Source organism: Haemophilus sp. THUN1692, from assembly GCF_059704395.1.
On sequence record NZ_AP046579.1, the window covers coordinates 1,580,594 to 1,596,964 of the forward strand.

Consider the following 16,371-nt stretch of genomic DNA (forward strand, 5'->3'; position numbering starts at 1 on the left):
TGGCCGCACTTTATTTAAATGCGGTCTGTTTTTATAGACTTTTAAAGGAGAAAAAAATGAACTTAGATTTAAATCAACTTGTTAAATGGCGGCGTGAATTTCATCGTTTTCCAGAAATTGGTTGGAGTGAATTTTGGACAACTTCTCGCATTGCGGATTACTTGGAAGACTTAGGTTGTTTTGAAATTTTTCTTGGCAAACAAGTTATAAATCTGGACTTTGTTCGTGGACGAAAACAAGCCGTAGTAGATAAAGGTTTAGCTAATGCAAAAGCCTATGGAGCAAATGAAAAATGGCTCGAAAAAATGGAAGGGTACACTGGTTGTGTGGCATTATTTGATTCAGGTAAACCAGGAAAAACTATTGCATTACGTTTTGATATAGACTGTGTGAATGTAACGGAAACTCGTTCACCCGAGCATATTCCAAATAAAGAAGGTTTTGTCTCAATTAACGATGGTTTTATGCATGCTTGTGGACATGATTCACATATTACAATAGGTTTAGGTATTGCATTATGGATCGCTCAGAACAAAGATAAACTCACTGGAAAAGTAAAAATTGTATTCCAACCAGCAGAAGAAGGTGTTCGTGGTGCAGCAGCCATTGCACAAAGTGGCATAATTGATGATGTAGATTATTTTGCTTCTTCACACATTAGTTTTTGCGCGAATACAGGCACAGTTATTGCTAATCCAAGAAATTTTCTTTCCACTACAAAAATTGATATTCGCTACAAAGGTAAACCGGCTCACGCAGGTGCTGCGCCCCATTTAGGTCGTAATGCCTTATTAGCTGCAGCGCATACAGTCACTCAACTTCATGGTATTGCACGCCATGGTGAAGGCATGACAAGAATTAATGTGGGTGTGCTAAAAGCGGGTGAAGGACGAAATGTCATTCCATCTTCTGCTGAATTACAATTGGAAGTGCGGGGAGAAAATAAAGCAATTAATGAATACATGACTGAACAAGTCATGCAAATAGCCAAAGGTATCTCCATAAGTTTTGATGTAGCATATGAAACTGAAATCGTAGGTGAAGCCGTGGATATGAATAACGATGTTGAACTTATAAAACTTATCGAAGAAATATCTCTTGAACAACCACAAATAAATAACGTAAATTCAGATTATGCTTTCAATGCAAGTGAAGATGCGACTATCTTAGGTAGACGTGTACAAGAACACGGGGGTAAAGCCATTTACTTTATTCTTGGTGCAGACCGCACAGCAGGTCATCACGAAGCTGAATTTGATTTTGATGAAAATCAATTGCTTACTGGGGTTAATATTTATACTTCTTTAATACAAAGATTATTAGCTTAATTAAATAAAAATATTTTTACTCCTTTCTTTTAAGAATCCTCTATTTTTCTTAGAATAAAGGCAATATCTACCCACCTTATAAGGAAAACTCAATGATTAATAGACGTCATTTTATTCAAATCGGTGCAAGCAGTATTCTTGCATTAAGTGCAAGCCGTTTTGCGACAGCAAAAGGTAAACATGATGTAGATTTACGTATTGTTGCTACTACTGACGTTCACAGTTTCTTAACAGACTTTGATTATTATAAAGACGCCCCAACCGAGAAATTCGGTTTTACTCGTGCAGCAAGCCTTATTCGTCAAGCACGTGCTGAAGTAAAAAATAGCGTATTGGTTGATAACGGGGATTTAATTCAAGGTAACCCTATTGCTGATTATCAAGCAGCACAAGGCTATAAAGAAGGCAAATCTAACCCTGCGGTTGATTGCTTAAATGCTATGCACTATGAAGTAGGAACTTTAGGTAACCACGAGTTTAACTATGGTTTAGATTATTTGGCTGACTGTATTAAACAAGCTAAATTCCCAATTGTGAATGCGAACGTAGTAAAAGTCAGAACTGAAGAACCTTATTTCACACCTTATGTCATTCAAGAAAAATCTGTGGTGGATAATCAAGGTAAAACACATAAATTAAAAATTGGTTACATAGGTTTTGTGCCACCGCAAATTATGGTTTGGGATAAAGCGAACCTTCAAGGCAAAGTTGAAACCCGTGATATTGTAAAAACAGCACAAAAATATGTACCTGAAATGAAGAAAAAAGGGGCTGATATTGTCGTTGCATTAGCTCACACAGGCCCATCTGATGAACCTTATCAAGAAGGTGCTGAAAACTCTGCATTCTATCTAGCTGATGTTCCACATATTGATGCGGTTATTTTTGGTCACTCACACCGTTTATTCCCAAATAAAGAATTTGCGAAATCACCAAATGCAGACATCGTAAATGGTACAGTAAAAGGCGTACCAGAAAGTATGGCTGGTTACTGGGCAAATAATATCAGCGTGGTTGATTTAGGATTAACAGAACACAAAGGCAAATGGATTGTTACCTCTGGAAAAGCGGTTCTTCGTCCAATCTATGATGCAGAAAATAAAAAAGCGCTTGCAGAAAATGACCCAGAAATTACCGCACTTTTAAAACCAGTTCACGAAGCAACACGTAAATTTGTTTCTCAACCTATTGGTAAAGCAACAGATAATATGTACAGCTATCTTGCATTAGTACAAGATGATCCAACCATTCAAATTGTGAACCAAGCACAAAAAACCTATGTAGAAAAAGTTGCACCAAGTGTTGCAGCAATGGCTGGCTTACCTATTTTAAGTGCAGGCGCACCATTTAAAGCAGGTGGTCGTAAAAATGACCCAACAGGTTATACCGAAGTAAATAAAGGTGAATTAACTTTCCGTAATGCTGCGGACTTATATCTCTATCCAAATACATTAGTAGTTGTTAAAGCCACGGGCGAACAATTAAAAGAATGGTTAGAATGTAGTGCTGGTATGTTTAAACAAATTGACCCTACAAGTGATAAACCACAATCATTAATCGACTGGGAAGGTTTCCGCACTTACAACTTTGATGTGATTGATGGTGTCAATTATGAATACGATCTAACCAAACCTACTCGTTATGATGGCGAATGTAAATTAATTAACCCAGAATCGCATCGTGTAGTGAACCTCACTTATCAAGGCAAACCGGTTGATCCAAAAGCAGAATTCTTGATTGCAACAAATAACTATCGTGCTTATGGTAATAAATTCCCAGGCACTGGCGATCAACATATTGTTTACGCATCACCAGATGAAAACCGTCAAATTTTAGCTGATTACATTAAAGTAACCAGTGAAAAAGAAGGTTCTGTAAACCCTAGCGCGGATAAAAACTGGCGCTTTACGCCAATTAAAGGCAACGATAAATTAGATGTTCGTTTTGAAACCTCACCAAGCGAACAGGCAGCTCAATTCATCAAAGAAAAAGCACAGTATCCAATGAAACAAGTGGGTACAGATGAGGTTGGATTTGCTGTATATCAAATTGATTTATCTAAATAACAATCCGCACGTAAAACGTGCGGTTTTTAGGCTCCCCTATAAGAGCCTATACTTCACAAGCCACTTAAGGGGCTTGTGAGAACTGACAACCGCGTCTAATTATTTCCTTGATTAACCCTTAAAGGGGTCAACATGTTCTTTCGTTGATAAATTATCTTGAACCATATCTTCTTTTTCTTGGTTTCTTATATAATCCTCTACCACTTTTGTATTTAACCCTACTGTGCTTACAAAAAATCCTTTCGCCCAGAAATGCCTATTTCCATATCTATATTTTAAGTTCGCGTGTCTTTCAAAAATCATCAGCGCTGACTTCCCCTTCAGATAGCCCATAAAACCTGATACTGATATTTTAGCTGGGATTTTTAAGAGCATATGGATATGGTCTGGCATTGCATGCGCTTCTATTATCTCCACATTTTTATAGTCACATAACTGCCTCAATATTTGACCTATATCTGCTCTTAACTTTCCATAAATTGCTTTTCTTCTATACTTCGGGATAAATACAATGTGATACTTACAGTTCCATTTTGTGTGTGATAGACTTGAATCGTCACTGGTTTTACTTACCATGATAATCCTCCTATATGTTGAATTTTGGTTGTCAGCCTTGTTCATTATATAGCGAGGATTTTTTCTGTTCATCGCTTAAGCTATTTGGCTCCATACGCATAGCATATGGTTATTATAGCCAGACTTTTGTCTGGCTATAATAATTAGAAAAATAAAATGCCGCCTGAATATCAAAATTTAGGTGGTATTTTTCTTCTAAAGTGCGGTCAAATTTTTAAGTATTTTTATAAATCTATCTTCTTTCTTTTACAAATTGCATTCGCTTTTCAACCCTTCTATTGCTTTACATTCTTCTTCATTATGTTCATTTTCAGTAACAATAGACTGCAAAAAAGCTTTAATTTCTAATAATTGAGATATTTTATTTTCTACTTGAATAAGCTGATTAAGTACTAATTGATCTGCTTGATAATGATCTTTCGTACTAAATCTAATATGATTGAGTTCCCGAATATTCTCTAAAGAGAAGCCCAACATTCGACATTTTTTTATAAAGTTTAATTGCTCTATACTCTCTTCATCATAAAATCGATAACCATTAGCCAATCGCTTAGGTGGAGGTAATACTCCTTGTTTCTCATAGTAGCGAATAGTTTCAATATTAGTATGTGTAGATTTACTTAATTCATTAATTTTCATTATTTCCTCAAGCAATTTTTTACTTTAATGAGAATGATCATTCGGCAATGAATTGTCATCGCTGCTATATAAGGATTTAATAGCTTGAAAAACTGTAGAAATACCGCTGTGTAATACAAAAATACTTAAGATACCACTAGCAACTACATCAACCCACTGCCAATTTAACCACCAGACACTTATCCCTGCAATAATAGTAACAACCGAACCAAATAAATCTACTAAAACATGTAAATACGCTGCTCTAATATTCAGATTATGGTGATTACTTTTTAACATTATCCAAGCTACCAATAAATTAATGCCAAACCCTAGTAAAGCTACACCTAACATTGGCAAAGCGGCTATTTCTATCGGAGACTGCCAACGTGTTACAGCCTCAATAAAAATCCAAATAGATACCCAAATTAATGAAATTCCATTGATTAATGCAAACCATTTTTGCCACTTTAGGCTTAAAAATAACCCAATCCACGCTAAAAAAATAGATAAACTATCATTTGCCATATGTCCAGCATCAGCCGTCAAGGTAAGACTGTTAAACCAATATCCCCCTAAAAACTCAACTACCATATAAAAAGTAATAATTGTAAAACTAATGCACAATACCATTCTATTTTTAAAAATTTGACTATGAGGGCAAGATGTATGTAGCTGATATTCTTTAGGAGTATGATTTTTTAGTATAGAAACTTCTTTCATTTTATTTCCTTAACTATTTGATTTGAAGGAAGCATAAAACCTGTAGTAACTACAAAGTCAAATCATAAAACTTACATTTAATAAAATTAATTGTTTAAAAAAAGCTAAATTATAGAGATTTCAATAAAAATTCATTTTTATCTGTGGATAACTCATAAATAATCTGTCATAAAACTGTTTTTACTCACTTGGTAACTTTGAGAAAAAATAAAGTTGTTAATAACTTTCCATTTTACACACAAGATTTTTAAAGAAAATGATCGCATTTTCACAAGATCTTTAGATCCTATAACACCTGTTTCCATAAGGATCAAATAAGGTTACTAACAACCACAAAGGATCTTAATAGTAACAATAATAAGATCTTTATATATAAAAAGAGATCTTATTTACTAATACAAACGTGATCTTTCAAAGGATCAATAGATCTATTCTTTTTTGTCAGGTGTTTTAAATTTCTGTAAAATAACACCAATTTTTTGATTCGAATAAATAGAGATAGATATGTTTTACACTGAAACTTATGATGTGATTGTGATCGGTGGTGGCCATGCGGGTACAGAAGCTGCGCTTGCACCAGCTCGAATGGGATTAAAAACCCTTTTATTAACGCATAATGTAGATACTTTAGGGCAAATGTCTTGTAACCCTGCAATTGGTGGGATTGGTAAAGGTCATTTAGTAAAAGAAATCGATGCGATGGGCGGTTTAATGGCGCATGCTGCAGATAAAGCAGGAATTCAATTTCGTACTTTAAATAGCAGTAAAGGCCCAGCAGTGCGTGCTACTCGTGCTCAAGCTGACAGAGTTTTATATCGCCAAGCTGTTCGTACTACATTAGAAAATCAACCTAATTTAGATATTTTCCAACAAGAAGCGACAGATATTCTTATTGAGCAAGATCGAGTTACAGGCGTTAGCACAAAAATGGGATTAACTTTTCGTGCTAAATCAGTGGTATTAACTGCAGGTACTTTCTTAGCTGGTAAAATTCATATAGGTTTGGAAAATTATGAAGGTGGTCGTGCTGGAGATCCTGCTTCTGTAAATCTTTCTCATCGATTAAGGGATCTCGGATTACGTGTGGATCGCCTTAAAACAGGTACACCACCACGTATTGATGCGCGTACGATCAATTTTGATATTTTAGCTAAACAACATGGTGATGCTGTTTTACCTGTGTTTTCTTTTATGGGATCTGTTTCTGATCACCCTCAACAAATTCCTTGTTATATTACCCATACCAATGAAAAAACTCATGAAGTGATCCGTAATAACTTGGATCGTAGTCCAATGTATACCGGTGTGATTGAAGGAATTGGTCCACGTTATTGCCCATCCATTGAAGATAAAGTGATGCGTTTTGCGGATCGTAATTCACATCAAATTTATTTGGAACCAGAAGGATTAACCAGTAATGAAGTGTATCCAAATGGAATTTCTACCAGTTTACCATTTGATGTGCAAATGGGCATTGTAAATTCCATGAAAGGTTTGGAAAAAGCGCGCATCATTAAACCAGGTTATGCGATTGAGTATGATTATTTTGATCCACGTGACTTAAAACCAACGTTAGAAACTAAATCGATTTCGGGTTTATTTTTCGCAGGTCAAATTAACGGTACAACGGGTTATGAAGAAGCGGCAGCTCAAGGCTTATTAGCGGGGATTAATGCTGGTCTTTATGTACAAGAAAAAGATGCATGGTATCCACGCCGTGATCAATCTTATACTGGCGTATTGGTTGACGACCTTTGCACGCTTGGTACCAAAGAACCATATCGCGTATTTACTTCTCGTGCGGAATATCGTTTGTTATTACGTGAAGACAATGCAGATATTCGTTTAACGCCGATTGCCCATAAATTAGGTTTGATTGATGATGCTCGTTGGGCGCGCTTTAATCAAAAAATGGAAAATATTGAACAGGAACGCCAACGCTTATGCAGCATTTGGTTGCATCCGCGTTCTGAATATTTAGAAGAAGCCAATAAAGTACTTGGTAGTCCACTTGTGCGTGAAGCCAACGGTGAAGATTTATTACGCCGTCCGGAAATGACCTACGATATTTTGACTTCTTTAACGCCGTATAAACCGGCAATGGAAGATAGAGAAGCCGTAGAACAAGTGGAAATTGCTATTAAGTATCAAGGTTATATTGAGCATCAACAAGAAGAAATTGAAAAACAAAAACGCCACGAAAATACGGCTATTCCGGCTAACTTTGATTACAGCAAAGTGTCTGGTTTATCTAATGAAGTACGTGCGAAGTTGGAACAGCATCGTCCGGTTTCTATTGGTCAAGCAAGCCGAATTTCAGGTATCACCCCTGCAGCAATTTCAATTATTCTGGTGAATTTGAAAAAACAAGGAATGTTGAAACGTGGGGAATAAGATTTTCTGTGTTTGAAAGTAAAAGTGCGGTGAATTTTCACCGCATTTTTTATAGACTAATTTAAAAAAATATAATTAATGGGCAATAGCCTGTTTCACTGCTACATCCAATCCTACTGTTGGACGGCCAAGTAATTTCTCAAGGGTTTTGTCTTCTGAGAATAATGCACCGTTTGACGCATCTACATCCCATTGTGCAATTAAGCCTGCAAAGTCTTCATCTAATCCTGCTTGTACAAGTGCTGCGGCATAATCTGCTGCAGGAATATCCACGTAAGGGATATCTTTACCTGTTTGTTTGCTGATTTCTGCTGCAAGATCAGCTAACGTCCAGCTGGTTGATCCGGCAAGTTCGTAAGTTTGATTTTAATGGCCTTCACCTAACGCGACATTGACTGCTGCTTCCGCAAGTTCTGCACGAAGTGCGGATGAAATTTTGCCTGTTTTTGCTGAACCATAGAAAGCATTGTTTGCTAATGCTGCTGGAACTGATTCAGTGTAGTTTTCTGTATACCAACCATTGCGTAAAATGGTGTAAGTAATGCCCGAAGATTTTAATGCAGATTTAGTTTCAACGTGCTCACCAGCAAGGGATTTCACTGTGTTGTCGTTAGTTGCACCAAGTAAGCTGGTATAAATAATATGTTTCACGCCTGCTTTTTTTGCTGCTTCAATGACATTTTTATGTTGTTGAATACGCTGTCCCACTTCACTGCTTGATACTAAAATTAACGTATCCACGCCTTGTAATGCTTCTACTTTTCCTTCAGTTTTTGAATAATCAAATTGGCGGGCTTCTACATCTGAAATTTTTGCAGGATTACGCACAAGAGCAATAACGTTTGCTTGTTTTGCTTTTAATAAGTCTAATGCAATTGCGCCAAATTGACCTGTTGCACCAGTAATTGCGATAGTTTTAGTTGTCATGATGTTTTCCTTCTTGCTAAGTTGAAATTATATTTGAACATTTGATTGTTCGCTTGATGTGACGTATTATATTTCAATACTTACTTTTGAGAAGTACTTACATAAACGTAAGTTTTGAAATTTTTTGAAAATAATTTTTAATCTATTGATTTTTAATGAAATAAAAATGAAAAAAAGTGTTGAGCGTGGCAATGTGTTGGCTTCTGCCTGTCCTTCCCGACAAATTTTGCAGCATTTAACCAGTCGTTGGGGGGCATTAGTGTTGGTGAGTTTGCATTCTGGTACCAAGCGTTTTAGTGAACTTCGCCGAGCTATTGATGGCGTGAGTGAACGTATGTTGACAAAAACCTTGCAGGAGCTGGAAGCGGACGGCATGTTAATTCGCAAATCCTATAACACAGTGCCGCCACAAGTGGATTACACCTTAACAGAATTCGGCTCGCAGGCGTCCAATAAAATGTTTGAGTTGGTGGATTGGTTGGAAACAAATCTTGACGGAATTTTGGCTGCAACAAAAAAACATTAAGGAAATCTACCGCACTTTTAAGTAAAATAGCGCAATTTTCCAAAGAGATAATAAATATGAAAGCCAAATTAGTCAGTTTACTTGCGCAAACAAATATAAAAATAAGTGATCAACAAATTCAGCAGCTTATTGATCTAGTCAATTTACTCAATAAATGGAATAAAGCTTATAATTTGACGTCAGTTCGTGATCCACAAGAAATGTTAGTTAAACATATTTTAGATAGTCTTGTAGTAAGTCCTTATTTACAAAGTGATCGTTTTATTGATGTCGGTACTGGCCCTGGCTTACCTGGTTTACCTTTGGCAATTATTAATCCTTCCAAACAATTTGTCCTCCTTGATAGTTTAGGTAAGCGCATTAGTTTTATTCGAAATGCTATACGTGAGCTTGGACTAACTAATGTAACCCCTATTTTAAGTCGAGTAGAAGAATACCAACCTGAAGATAAATTTGATGGTGTATTAAGTCGTGCTTTTGCTTCGTTAAAAGATATGACAGATTGGTGTCATCATTTACCAAAAGAAAATGGATATTTTTATGCATTAAAAGGTATTTATCAGGAAGATGAAATTAATGAATTGAATAAAAAATATACTATTCAAGAAGTGATTGAATTACATGTTCCAGAACTTATAGGTGAACGACATTTAATCGTTTTGCGTTAAATAGTTACAATTTTGTAAAAAATTTTCTAAAAGTGTGATTTAGTTAACGTTTTTCAGTGCTTTTTAAGTTGAATCTAATTTGATCAAATGTATAATTAAAACATTTTAAGGTTTTAAAAATGTCGAGAATTGTACAACAAGCGAAAGTTCAGTATCAAAAAGCTATTTTTATTGAAATAGTCATTATGCTGCTATTGGCTTGTTTTTTTGCTTTATGGCAAATGAAAAGTGCGCTTGATTTTTTATTCGGATTTCTTTCTGCATTAATTCCTTTCGGTGTTTTTGTGTATGTGGTTTTTTATAGAAAACAACATTTAGCCACAAAATTAACCGCACTTTATAAAGGAGAAGCAATAAAGTTTGTTTTAACCATTGTTTTTATTAGTATTTTATTTAAATACTTTTCGGTTACAAATTTTATTATTTTTTTTAGTGGTTTCTTTATTGCATTAATGTTGAATAATTTAGTTCTATTTTTGCTTCGCCGAATTTGATTTTTATACTTGTACTAAGGGTTTATTATGTCTGGACAAACAACATCGGAATACATTAGCCACCATTTATCCTTTCTCAAAACAGGGGATGGATTTTGGAATGTTCATATAGATACGTTGTTCTTTTCTATTCTTGCTGCGGTTATTTTCCTATTTATTTTTTCTCGAGTAGGGAAAAAAGCAACAACTGGCGTTCCAGGAAAAATGCAATGCTTAGTTGAAATTGTTGTGGAATGGGTTAATGGTATCGTGAAAGAAAATTTTCATGGTCCACGTAACGTAGTTGCGCCACTTGCATTAACAATTTTCTGTTGGGTATTCATCATGAATGCTATCGACTTAATTCCTGTTGATTTCTTACCTCAATTTGCAGGTTTATTCGGTATTCATTATCTTCGTGCAGTGCCGACAGCAGATATTAGTGCAACTTTGGGTATGTCCATTTGCGTTTTCTTTTTAATTCTTTTCTACACAGTAAAATCTAAAGGATTCAAAGGGTTAGTTAAAGAATATACGCTTCATCCATTCAACCATTGGGCGTTTATTCCTGTTAACTTTATTCTTGAAACGGTGACTTTATTGGCTAAACCAATTTCACTCGCATTCCGTTTGTTTGGTAACATGTATGCAGGGGAATTGATCTTTATTCTTATCGCTGTAATGTATTCCGCTAATATGGCCATTGCAGCATTAGGGATTCCGTTACATCTTGCTTGGGCTATTTTCCATATTTTGGTTATTACCTTGCAGGCTTTCATCTTTATGATGTTGACGGTTGTTTATTTAAGTATTGCTTATAACAAAGCAGATCATTAATCATTTTTTATTAACTGGCTCTAGGGCTAAAACTTAACTTCTATTGGAGAAAATTATGGAAACTGTAATTACAGCTACAATCATCGGTGCATCAATTCTTCTTGCATTTGCTGCATTAGGTACTGCAATTGGCTTTGCTATTCTAGGTGGTAAATTCTTAGAATCATCAGCTCGCCAACCAGAATTAGCATCTAGCTTACAAACTAAAATGTTTATCGTAGCTGGTCTTTTAGATGCGATTGCAATGATTGCTGTTGGTATTTCATTACTTTTCATTTTCGCAAACCCATTCATCGGTTTATTACACTAATAACCTTATTTGCTTATCAACGTAAAACAAGCATAGTAAGGAGGACGTTGTGAATTTAAATGCAACATTGATTGGTCAACTTATCGCATTCGCACTTTTCGTGTGGTTTTGCATGAAGTTAGTTTGGCCACCAATTATTAATGCGATTGAAACACGTCAAAGCCAAATTGCGAACGCTTTAGCGTCAGCTGAAGCAGCTAAAAAAGAGCAAGCAGATACGAAAAATCTTGTTGAACAAGAACTTTCAGCTGCAAAAGTACAAGCTCAAGACATTTTAGATGCAGCGAATAAACGTCGCAATGAAGTATTAGACGAAGTGAAAGCTGAAGCCGAAGAACTAAAAGCAAAAATTATTGCTCAAGGTTATGCAGAAGTAGAAGCAGAACGTAAACGTGTTCAAGAAGAATTACGTCTTAAAGTGGCTTCATTAGCAGTGGCTGGTGCTGAGAAAATTGTGGGTCGTTCTATTGATGAAGCGGCAAACAATGACATTATTGATAAATTAGTTGCAGAGTTATAAGAGGCTTAGCTTATGTCAGAATTAACTACAATAGCTCGCCCTTATGCAAAAGCTGCATTCGACTTTGCCATTGAACAAAGTGCGGTCGAAAAATGGACTGAAATGTTAGGTTTTGCTGCAGCCGTAGCTGAAGATGAAACGGTAAAAGCTTACTTAAGTAGTTCTCTTTCTGCACAGAAATTAGCTGATACAGTTATTTCTATTTGTGGCGAACAATTGGATCAATATGGGCAAAATCTTATTCGGTTAATGGCTGAAAATAAGCGTTTGAGTGCTATTCCTGCGGTGTTTGAAGAATTTAAACATCACGTAGAGGAGCATCAAGCTATTGCAGAAGTTGAAGTAACGTCTGCGCAACCATTGAATGCAACACAAATCGAAAAAATTGCAGCTGCAATGGAAAAAAGATTAGCTCGCAAAGTGAAATTAAATTGCAACGTGGATAACGCACTTATTGCTGGTGTGATTGTTCGTACTGAAGATTTTGTGATTGACGGAAGTAGCCGTGGGCAACTTACTCGTCTCGCAAACGAGTTGCAATTATAAGAGGAATACAAGATGCAACTAAATTCAACTGAAATTAGTGAATTGATTAAAAAACGCATCGCTCAATTCGACGTGGTCAGTGAAGCGCGTAATACAGGGACAATTGTTTCTGTAAGCGATGGTATTATTCGCATCCACGGTTTAAGCGATGTGATGCAAGGTGAAATGATCGCCTTACCAGGTAATCGTTATGCGATGGCACTTAACCTTGAACGCGATTCTGTTGGTGCTGTAGTTATGGGACCTTACGCAGATTTAGCGGAAGGTATGGAAGTTCAATGTACAGGTCGTATTCTTGAAGTACCAGTTGGTCGTGGTTTATTAGGTCGTGTAGTTAATACGCTTGGTCAACCAATCGATGGTAAAGGCGAAATTGAAAATGATGGTTTCTCACCAGTAGAAGTGATTGCGCCAGGCGTTATTGATCGTCGTTCTGTTGATCAACCTGTTCAAACCGGTTATAAAGCCGTTGATTCAATGGTGCCAATCGGCCGTGGTCAACGTGAATTAATCATCGGTGACCGCCAAACGGGTAAAACTGCGTTAGCAATTGACGCTATTATTAACCAACGTAATTCTGGTATTAAATGTATCTATGTTGCGATTGGTCAAAAAGCCTCTACTATCGCAAATGTTGTGCGTAAATTAGAAGAACATGGTGCGCTTGCAAATACTATCGTGGTAGCCGCATCTGCGTCTGAATCAGCAGCGTTACAATATTTAGCACCTTATGCTGGTTGTGCGATGGGTGAATATTTCCGTGATCGCGGTGAAGATGCATTGATTGTTTATGATGATTTATCAAAACAAGCCGTAGCTTATCGTCAAATTTCATTATTATTACGTCGTCCACCAGGTCGTGAAGCTTACCCAGGTGATGTGTTCTATTTACATTCTCGTTTACTAGAACGTGCTTCTCGCGTAAACGAAGATTACGTAGAAAAATTCACTAAAGGTGAAGTGAAAGGAAAAACAGGTTCTTTAACCGCACTTCCGATTATTGAAACCCAAGCTGGTGACGTATCTGCATTTGTTCCAACCAACGTAATTTCTATTACTGATGGTCAGATCTTCTTAGAATCTAACTTGTTTAACTCAGGTATTCGTCCTGCGGTAAACCCAGGTATTTCGGTATCTCGTGTTGGTGGTTCAGCGCAAACTAAAGTTATTAAGAAATTAGCGGGTGGTATTCGTACCGCGCTAGCTCAATATCGTGAATTAGCAGCGTTTGCACAGTTTGCATCAGATCTAGATGATGCGACTCGTAAGCAACTTTCTCACGGTGAAAAAGTAACTGAATTATTAAAACAAAAACAATTTGCTCCATTATCTGTTGCAGAACAAGCGGTTGTATTGTTTGCTGTTGAATTTGGTTATTTGGATGACGTGGAATTATCAAAAATTGCAAGTTTTGAGACCGCACTTTTAGATTATTCTAACCGTAATCACGCTGAGTTTATGCAAGAGCTTACTAAAACCGGTAACTATAATGACGAAATCAAAGATACATTAAAAGGTATTTTAGATAGTTTTAAAGCGAATAGTGCTTGGTAGTAACGGAGAGATAAGATGGCAGGTGCAAAAGAGATAAAAACCAAAATTGCCAGTGTACAAAGTACACAAAAAATTACTAAGGCAATGGAAATGGTGGCGACCTCGAAAATGCGTAAAACGCAGGATCGTATGGCTGCATCTCGTCCGTATTCTGAAACTATCCGTAACGTTATTAGTCATGTGTCTAAAGCAAGTATCGGTTATAAACATCCGTTCTTAGTTGAGCGTGAAGTGAAGAAAATCGGTATCTTGGTTATTTCAACAGATCGTGGTATGTGTGGTGGATTAAATGTTAATTTATTCAAAACCACACTTAACCAAATCAAAAATTGGAAAGAACAAAATATCTCTACAGATTTGGGCTTAATAGGTTCAAAAGGGATTAGTTTTTTCCGTTCCTTTGGATTTAATATCAAAGGTCAACTTTCTGGTTTAGGCGATACGCCTGCTCTAGAAGAATTAATTGGTGTTGCAAATACAATGTTTGATGCTTATCGTAATGGTGAAATTGATGCAGTTTATATTGCATACAATAAATTTGTTAATACGATGTCGCAAAAACCTGTTGTACAACAATTAGTTCCTTTACCAGAATCTAAAGACGATCATTTAAATGAAAGACAACAGACTTGGGATTATCTTTATGAGCCAGAACCAAAAATACTATTAGATAGTCTTTTAGTTCGTTATTTAGAATCCCAAATTTATCAAGCGGTTGTAGATAATTTAGCTTCAGAACAAGCGGCTCGAATGGTAGCAATGAAAGCAGCAACTGATAATGCAGGTAATTTAATTAATGATCTGCGGTTGGTGTATAACAAAGCTCGTCAAGCAAGTATCACAAATGAATTGAATGAAATCGTAGCCGGTGCGGCAGCGATTTAAGAAAAGAGGAACGGTAATGTCAGCAGGAAAAATTGTACAAATCATCGGTGCGGTGATTGACGTTGAATTTCCACAAGATGCAGTGCCAAAAGTTTACGATGCATTAAAAGTTGAATCAGGTTTAACACTTGAGGTGCAACAACAATTAGGTGGCGGTGTGGTACGTTGTATCGCATTAGGTGCTTCTGACGGTTTAAAACGTGGTTTAAAAGTAGAAAACACGAATGATCCGATTCAAGTACCGGTAGGCACAAAAACCCTTGGTCGTATTATGAATGTATTGGGCGAACCAATTGACGAACAAGGTCCAATCGGTGAAGAAGAGCGTTGGGCTATCCACCGTTCTGCACCAAGCTATGAAGAACAATCAAACAGTACGGAATTATTAGAAACTGGTATCAAGGTTATAGACTTAATTTGTCCATTCGCAAAAGGTGGTAAAGTTGGTCTATTCGGTGGTGCGGGTGTAGGTAAAACCGTTAACATGATGGAATTAATCCGTAACATCGCGATCGAGCACTCTGGTTACTCTGTATTTGCGGGTGTAGGTGAACGTACTCGTGAAGGTAACGACTTCTATCATGAAATGAAAGATTCTAACGTATTAGATAAAGTATCTTTGGTTTATGGTCAGATGAATGAGCCACCAGGTAACCGTTTACGTGTTGCGTTAACTGGTTTAACCATGGCAGAAAAATTCCGTGATGAAGGTCGTGATGTATTATTCTTCGTGGATAATATCTATCGTTATACCCTTGCTGGTACTGAAGTATCGGCGTTATTAGGTCGTATGCCATCTGCGGTAGGTTACCAACCAACCTTAGCAGAAGAAATGGGTGTGTTACAAGAACGTATCACTTCAACCAAAACAGGTTCTATTACCTCTGTACAAGCGGTATACGTACCTGCAGATGACTTAACTGACCCATCTCCGGCAACAACCTTTGCGCACTTAGACTCAACCGTTGTATTAAGTCGTCAAATTGCATCTTTAGGTATCTACCCTGCGGTTGACCCATTAGATTCAACTTCACGTCAGTTAGACCCACTTGTTGTTGGTCAAGAACATTATGATATTGCTCGTGGTGTACAAGGTATTTTACAACGTTATAAAGAATTGAAAGATATTATCGCAATTCTTGGTATGGACGAATTATCTGAAGAAGATAAATTAGTGGTAGCACGTGCACGTAAAATTGAACGTTTCTTATCACAACCGTTCTTCGTTGCTGAAGTATTTAACGGTACTCCGGGTAAATATGTTCCATTAAAAGAAACTATTCGCGGCTTTAAAGGTATTTTAAGCGGTGATTACGACCATATCCCAGAACAAGCGTTCTATATGGTAGGTTCAATCGACGAAGTGCTAGAAAAAGCCAAAAATATGTAATCACTTCAAGTCATTTGAAGGAGAACAAAA

16 protein-coding genes and 1 pseudogene are annotated in these 16,371 nt (G+C 36.7%); 13 read left to right on the forward strand and 4 right to left on the reverse strand.

Annotated features, from left to right (window positions below):
- Positions 1–56: 56 nt before the first annotated feature.
- Together AC6H0A_RS07985 and cpdB are read left to right on the forward strand one after the other, a co-directional pair.
- Entirely contained in the window at positions 57–1,328 is a 1,272-nt protein-coding gene (locus AC6H0A_RS07985; RefSeq protein ID WP_497512618.1) for a M20 family metallo-hydrolase, read from the forward strand.
- A gap of 92 nt (positions 1,329–1,420) precedes the next feature.
- Positions 1,421–3,394, forward strand: coding sequence for a 2',3'-cyclic-nucleotide 2'-phosphodiesterase (cpdB, locus tag AC6H0A_RS07990; RefSeq protein ID WP_005642647.1), 1,974 nt, complete (start codon positions 1,421–1,423; stop codon positions 3,392–3,394).
- Between the two features lie 111 nt (positions 3,395–3,505).
- On the opposite strand, the gene tnpA is transcribed toward cpdB, so the two are convergent.
- The 3 genes from tnpA to AC6H0A_RS08005 form a co-directional block, all read right to left on the reverse strand.
- Entirely contained in the window at positions 3,506–3,970 is a 465-nt protein-coding gene (gene tnpA / locus AC6H0A_RS07995) for an IS200/IS605 family transposase (protein ID WP_005639541.1), read from the reverse strand.
- 246 nt (positions 3,971–4,216) lie between these two features.
- Positions 4,217–4,609: a MerR family transcriptional regulator gene (locus tag AC6H0A_RS08000; RefSeq protein ID WP_005642544.1), complete on the reverse strand. Its 393-nt coding sequence runs from the start codon at positions 4,607–4,609 to the stop codon at positions 4,217–4,219.
- A 24-nt stretch (positions 4,610–4,633) separates the two neighbouring features.
- Positions 4,634–5,311 carry a cation diffusion facilitator family transporter gene (locus tag AC6H0A_RS08005; RefSeq protein WP_005642546.1) on the reverse strand — a complete coding sequence of 226 codons (678 nt, stop codon included), beginning with the start codon at positions 5,309–5,311 and terminating at the stop codon, positions 4,634–4,636.
- Between the two features lie 504 nt (positions 5,312–5,815).
- Here AC6H0A_RS08005 and mnmG point away from each other — a divergent pair.
- Positions 5,816–7,705 (forward strand): tRNA uridine-5-carboxymethylaminomethyl(34) synthesis enzyme MnmG, encoded by a 1,890-nt coding sequence (gene mnmG / locus AC6H0A_RS08010; protein WP_179231020.1) that lies wholly within the window; start codon positions 5,816–5,818, stop codon positions 7,703–7,705.
- Positions 7,706–7,780: 75 nt separating this feature from the next.
- Here the strand turns inward: mnmG and AC6H0A_RS08015 are convergent.
- Positions 7,781–8,632 (reverse strand): annotated as a pseudogene (locus AC6H0A_RS08015) (SDR family oxidoreductase).
- Positions 8,633–8,798: 166 nt separating this feature from the next.
- Between AC6H0A_RS08015 and AC6H0A_RS08020 the strand changes: the two are divergent.
- From AC6H0A_RS08020 to atpD, 10 genes are all read left to right on the forward strand, one after another.
- A complete protein-coding gene (locus tag AC6H0A_RS08020; protein WP_005642552.1) occupies positions 8,799–9,158 on the forward strand; it encodes a winged helix-turn-helix transcriptional regulator in 360 nt (119 codons plus the stop codon).
- A 56-nt stretch (positions 9,159–9,214) separates the two neighbouring features.
- Positions 9,215–9,826 carry a 16S rRNA (guanine(527)-N(7))-methyltransferase RsmG gene (gene rsmG / locus AC6H0A_RS08025; RefSeq protein ID WP_005642554.1) on the forward strand — a complete coding sequence of 204 codons (612 nt, stop codon included), beginning with the start codon at positions 9,215–9,217 and terminating at the stop codon, positions 9,824–9,826.
- Between the two features lie 119 nt (positions 9,827–9,945).
- The gene (locus tag AC6H0A_RS08030; protein ID WP_070047044.1) at positions 9,946–10,320 is read left to right on the forward strand and encodes an ATP synthase subunit I; all 375 of its coding nucleotides are present in this window, start codon (positions 9,946–9,948) and stop codon (positions 10,318–10,320) included.
- Between the two features lie 27 nt (positions 10,321–10,347).
- Positions 10,348–11,136 carry a F0F1 ATP synthase subunit A gene (gene atpB / locus AC6H0A_RS08035; RefSeq protein WP_005642558.1) on the forward strand — a complete coding sequence of 263 codons (789 nt, stop codon included), beginning with the start codon at positions 10,348–10,350 and terminating at the stop codon, positions 11,134–11,136.
- A 55-nt stretch (positions 11,137–11,191) separates the two neighbouring features.
- On the forward strand, positions 11,192–11,446 hold the full coding sequence (gene atpE / locus AC6H0A_RS08040; RefSeq protein WP_005629249.1) for a F0F1 ATP synthase subunit C: 255 nt from the start codon (positions 11,192–11,194) through the stop codon (positions 11,444–11,446).
- Between the two features lie 49 nt (positions 11,447–11,495).
- Positions 11,496–11,966: a F0F1 ATP synthase subunit B gene (gene atpF, locus AC6H0A_RS08045; protein ID WP_005642561.1), complete on the forward strand. Its 471-nt coding sequence runs from the start codon at positions 11,496–11,498 to the stop codon at positions 11,964–11,966.
- 12 nt (positions 11,967–11,978) lie between these two features.
- The gene (gene atpH, locus AC6H0A_RS08050) at positions 11,979–12,512 is read left to right on the forward strand and encodes a F0F1 ATP synthase subunit delta (protein ID WP_005642563.1); all 534 of its coding nucleotides are present in this window, start codon (positions 11,979–11,981) and stop codon (positions 12,510–12,512) included.
- 12 nt (positions 12,513–12,524) lie between these two features.
- Positions 12,525–14,066 carry a F0F1 ATP synthase subunit alpha gene (gene atpA, locus AC6H0A_RS08055; protein ID WP_005629241.1) on the forward strand — a complete coding sequence of 514 codons (1,542 nt, stop codon included), beginning with the start codon at positions 12,525–12,527 and terminating at the stop codon, positions 14,064–14,066.
- Positions 14,067–14,081: 15 nt separating this feature from the next.
- Positions 14,082–14,951, forward strand: coding sequence for a F0F1 ATP synthase subunit gamma (gene atpG, locus AC6H0A_RS08060; RefSeq protein WP_005642565.1), 870 nt, complete (start codon positions 14,082–14,084; stop codon positions 14,949–14,951).
- A 16-nt stretch (positions 14,952–14,967) separates the two neighbouring features.
- On the forward strand, positions 14,968–16,341 hold the full coding sequence (gene atpD / locus AC6H0A_RS08065) for a F0F1 ATP synthase subunit beta (protein ID WP_005642567.1): 1,374 nt from the start codon (positions 14,968–14,970) through the stop codon (positions 16,339–16,341).
- The last annotated feature ends 30 nt before the right edge of the window (positions 16,342–16,371 follow it).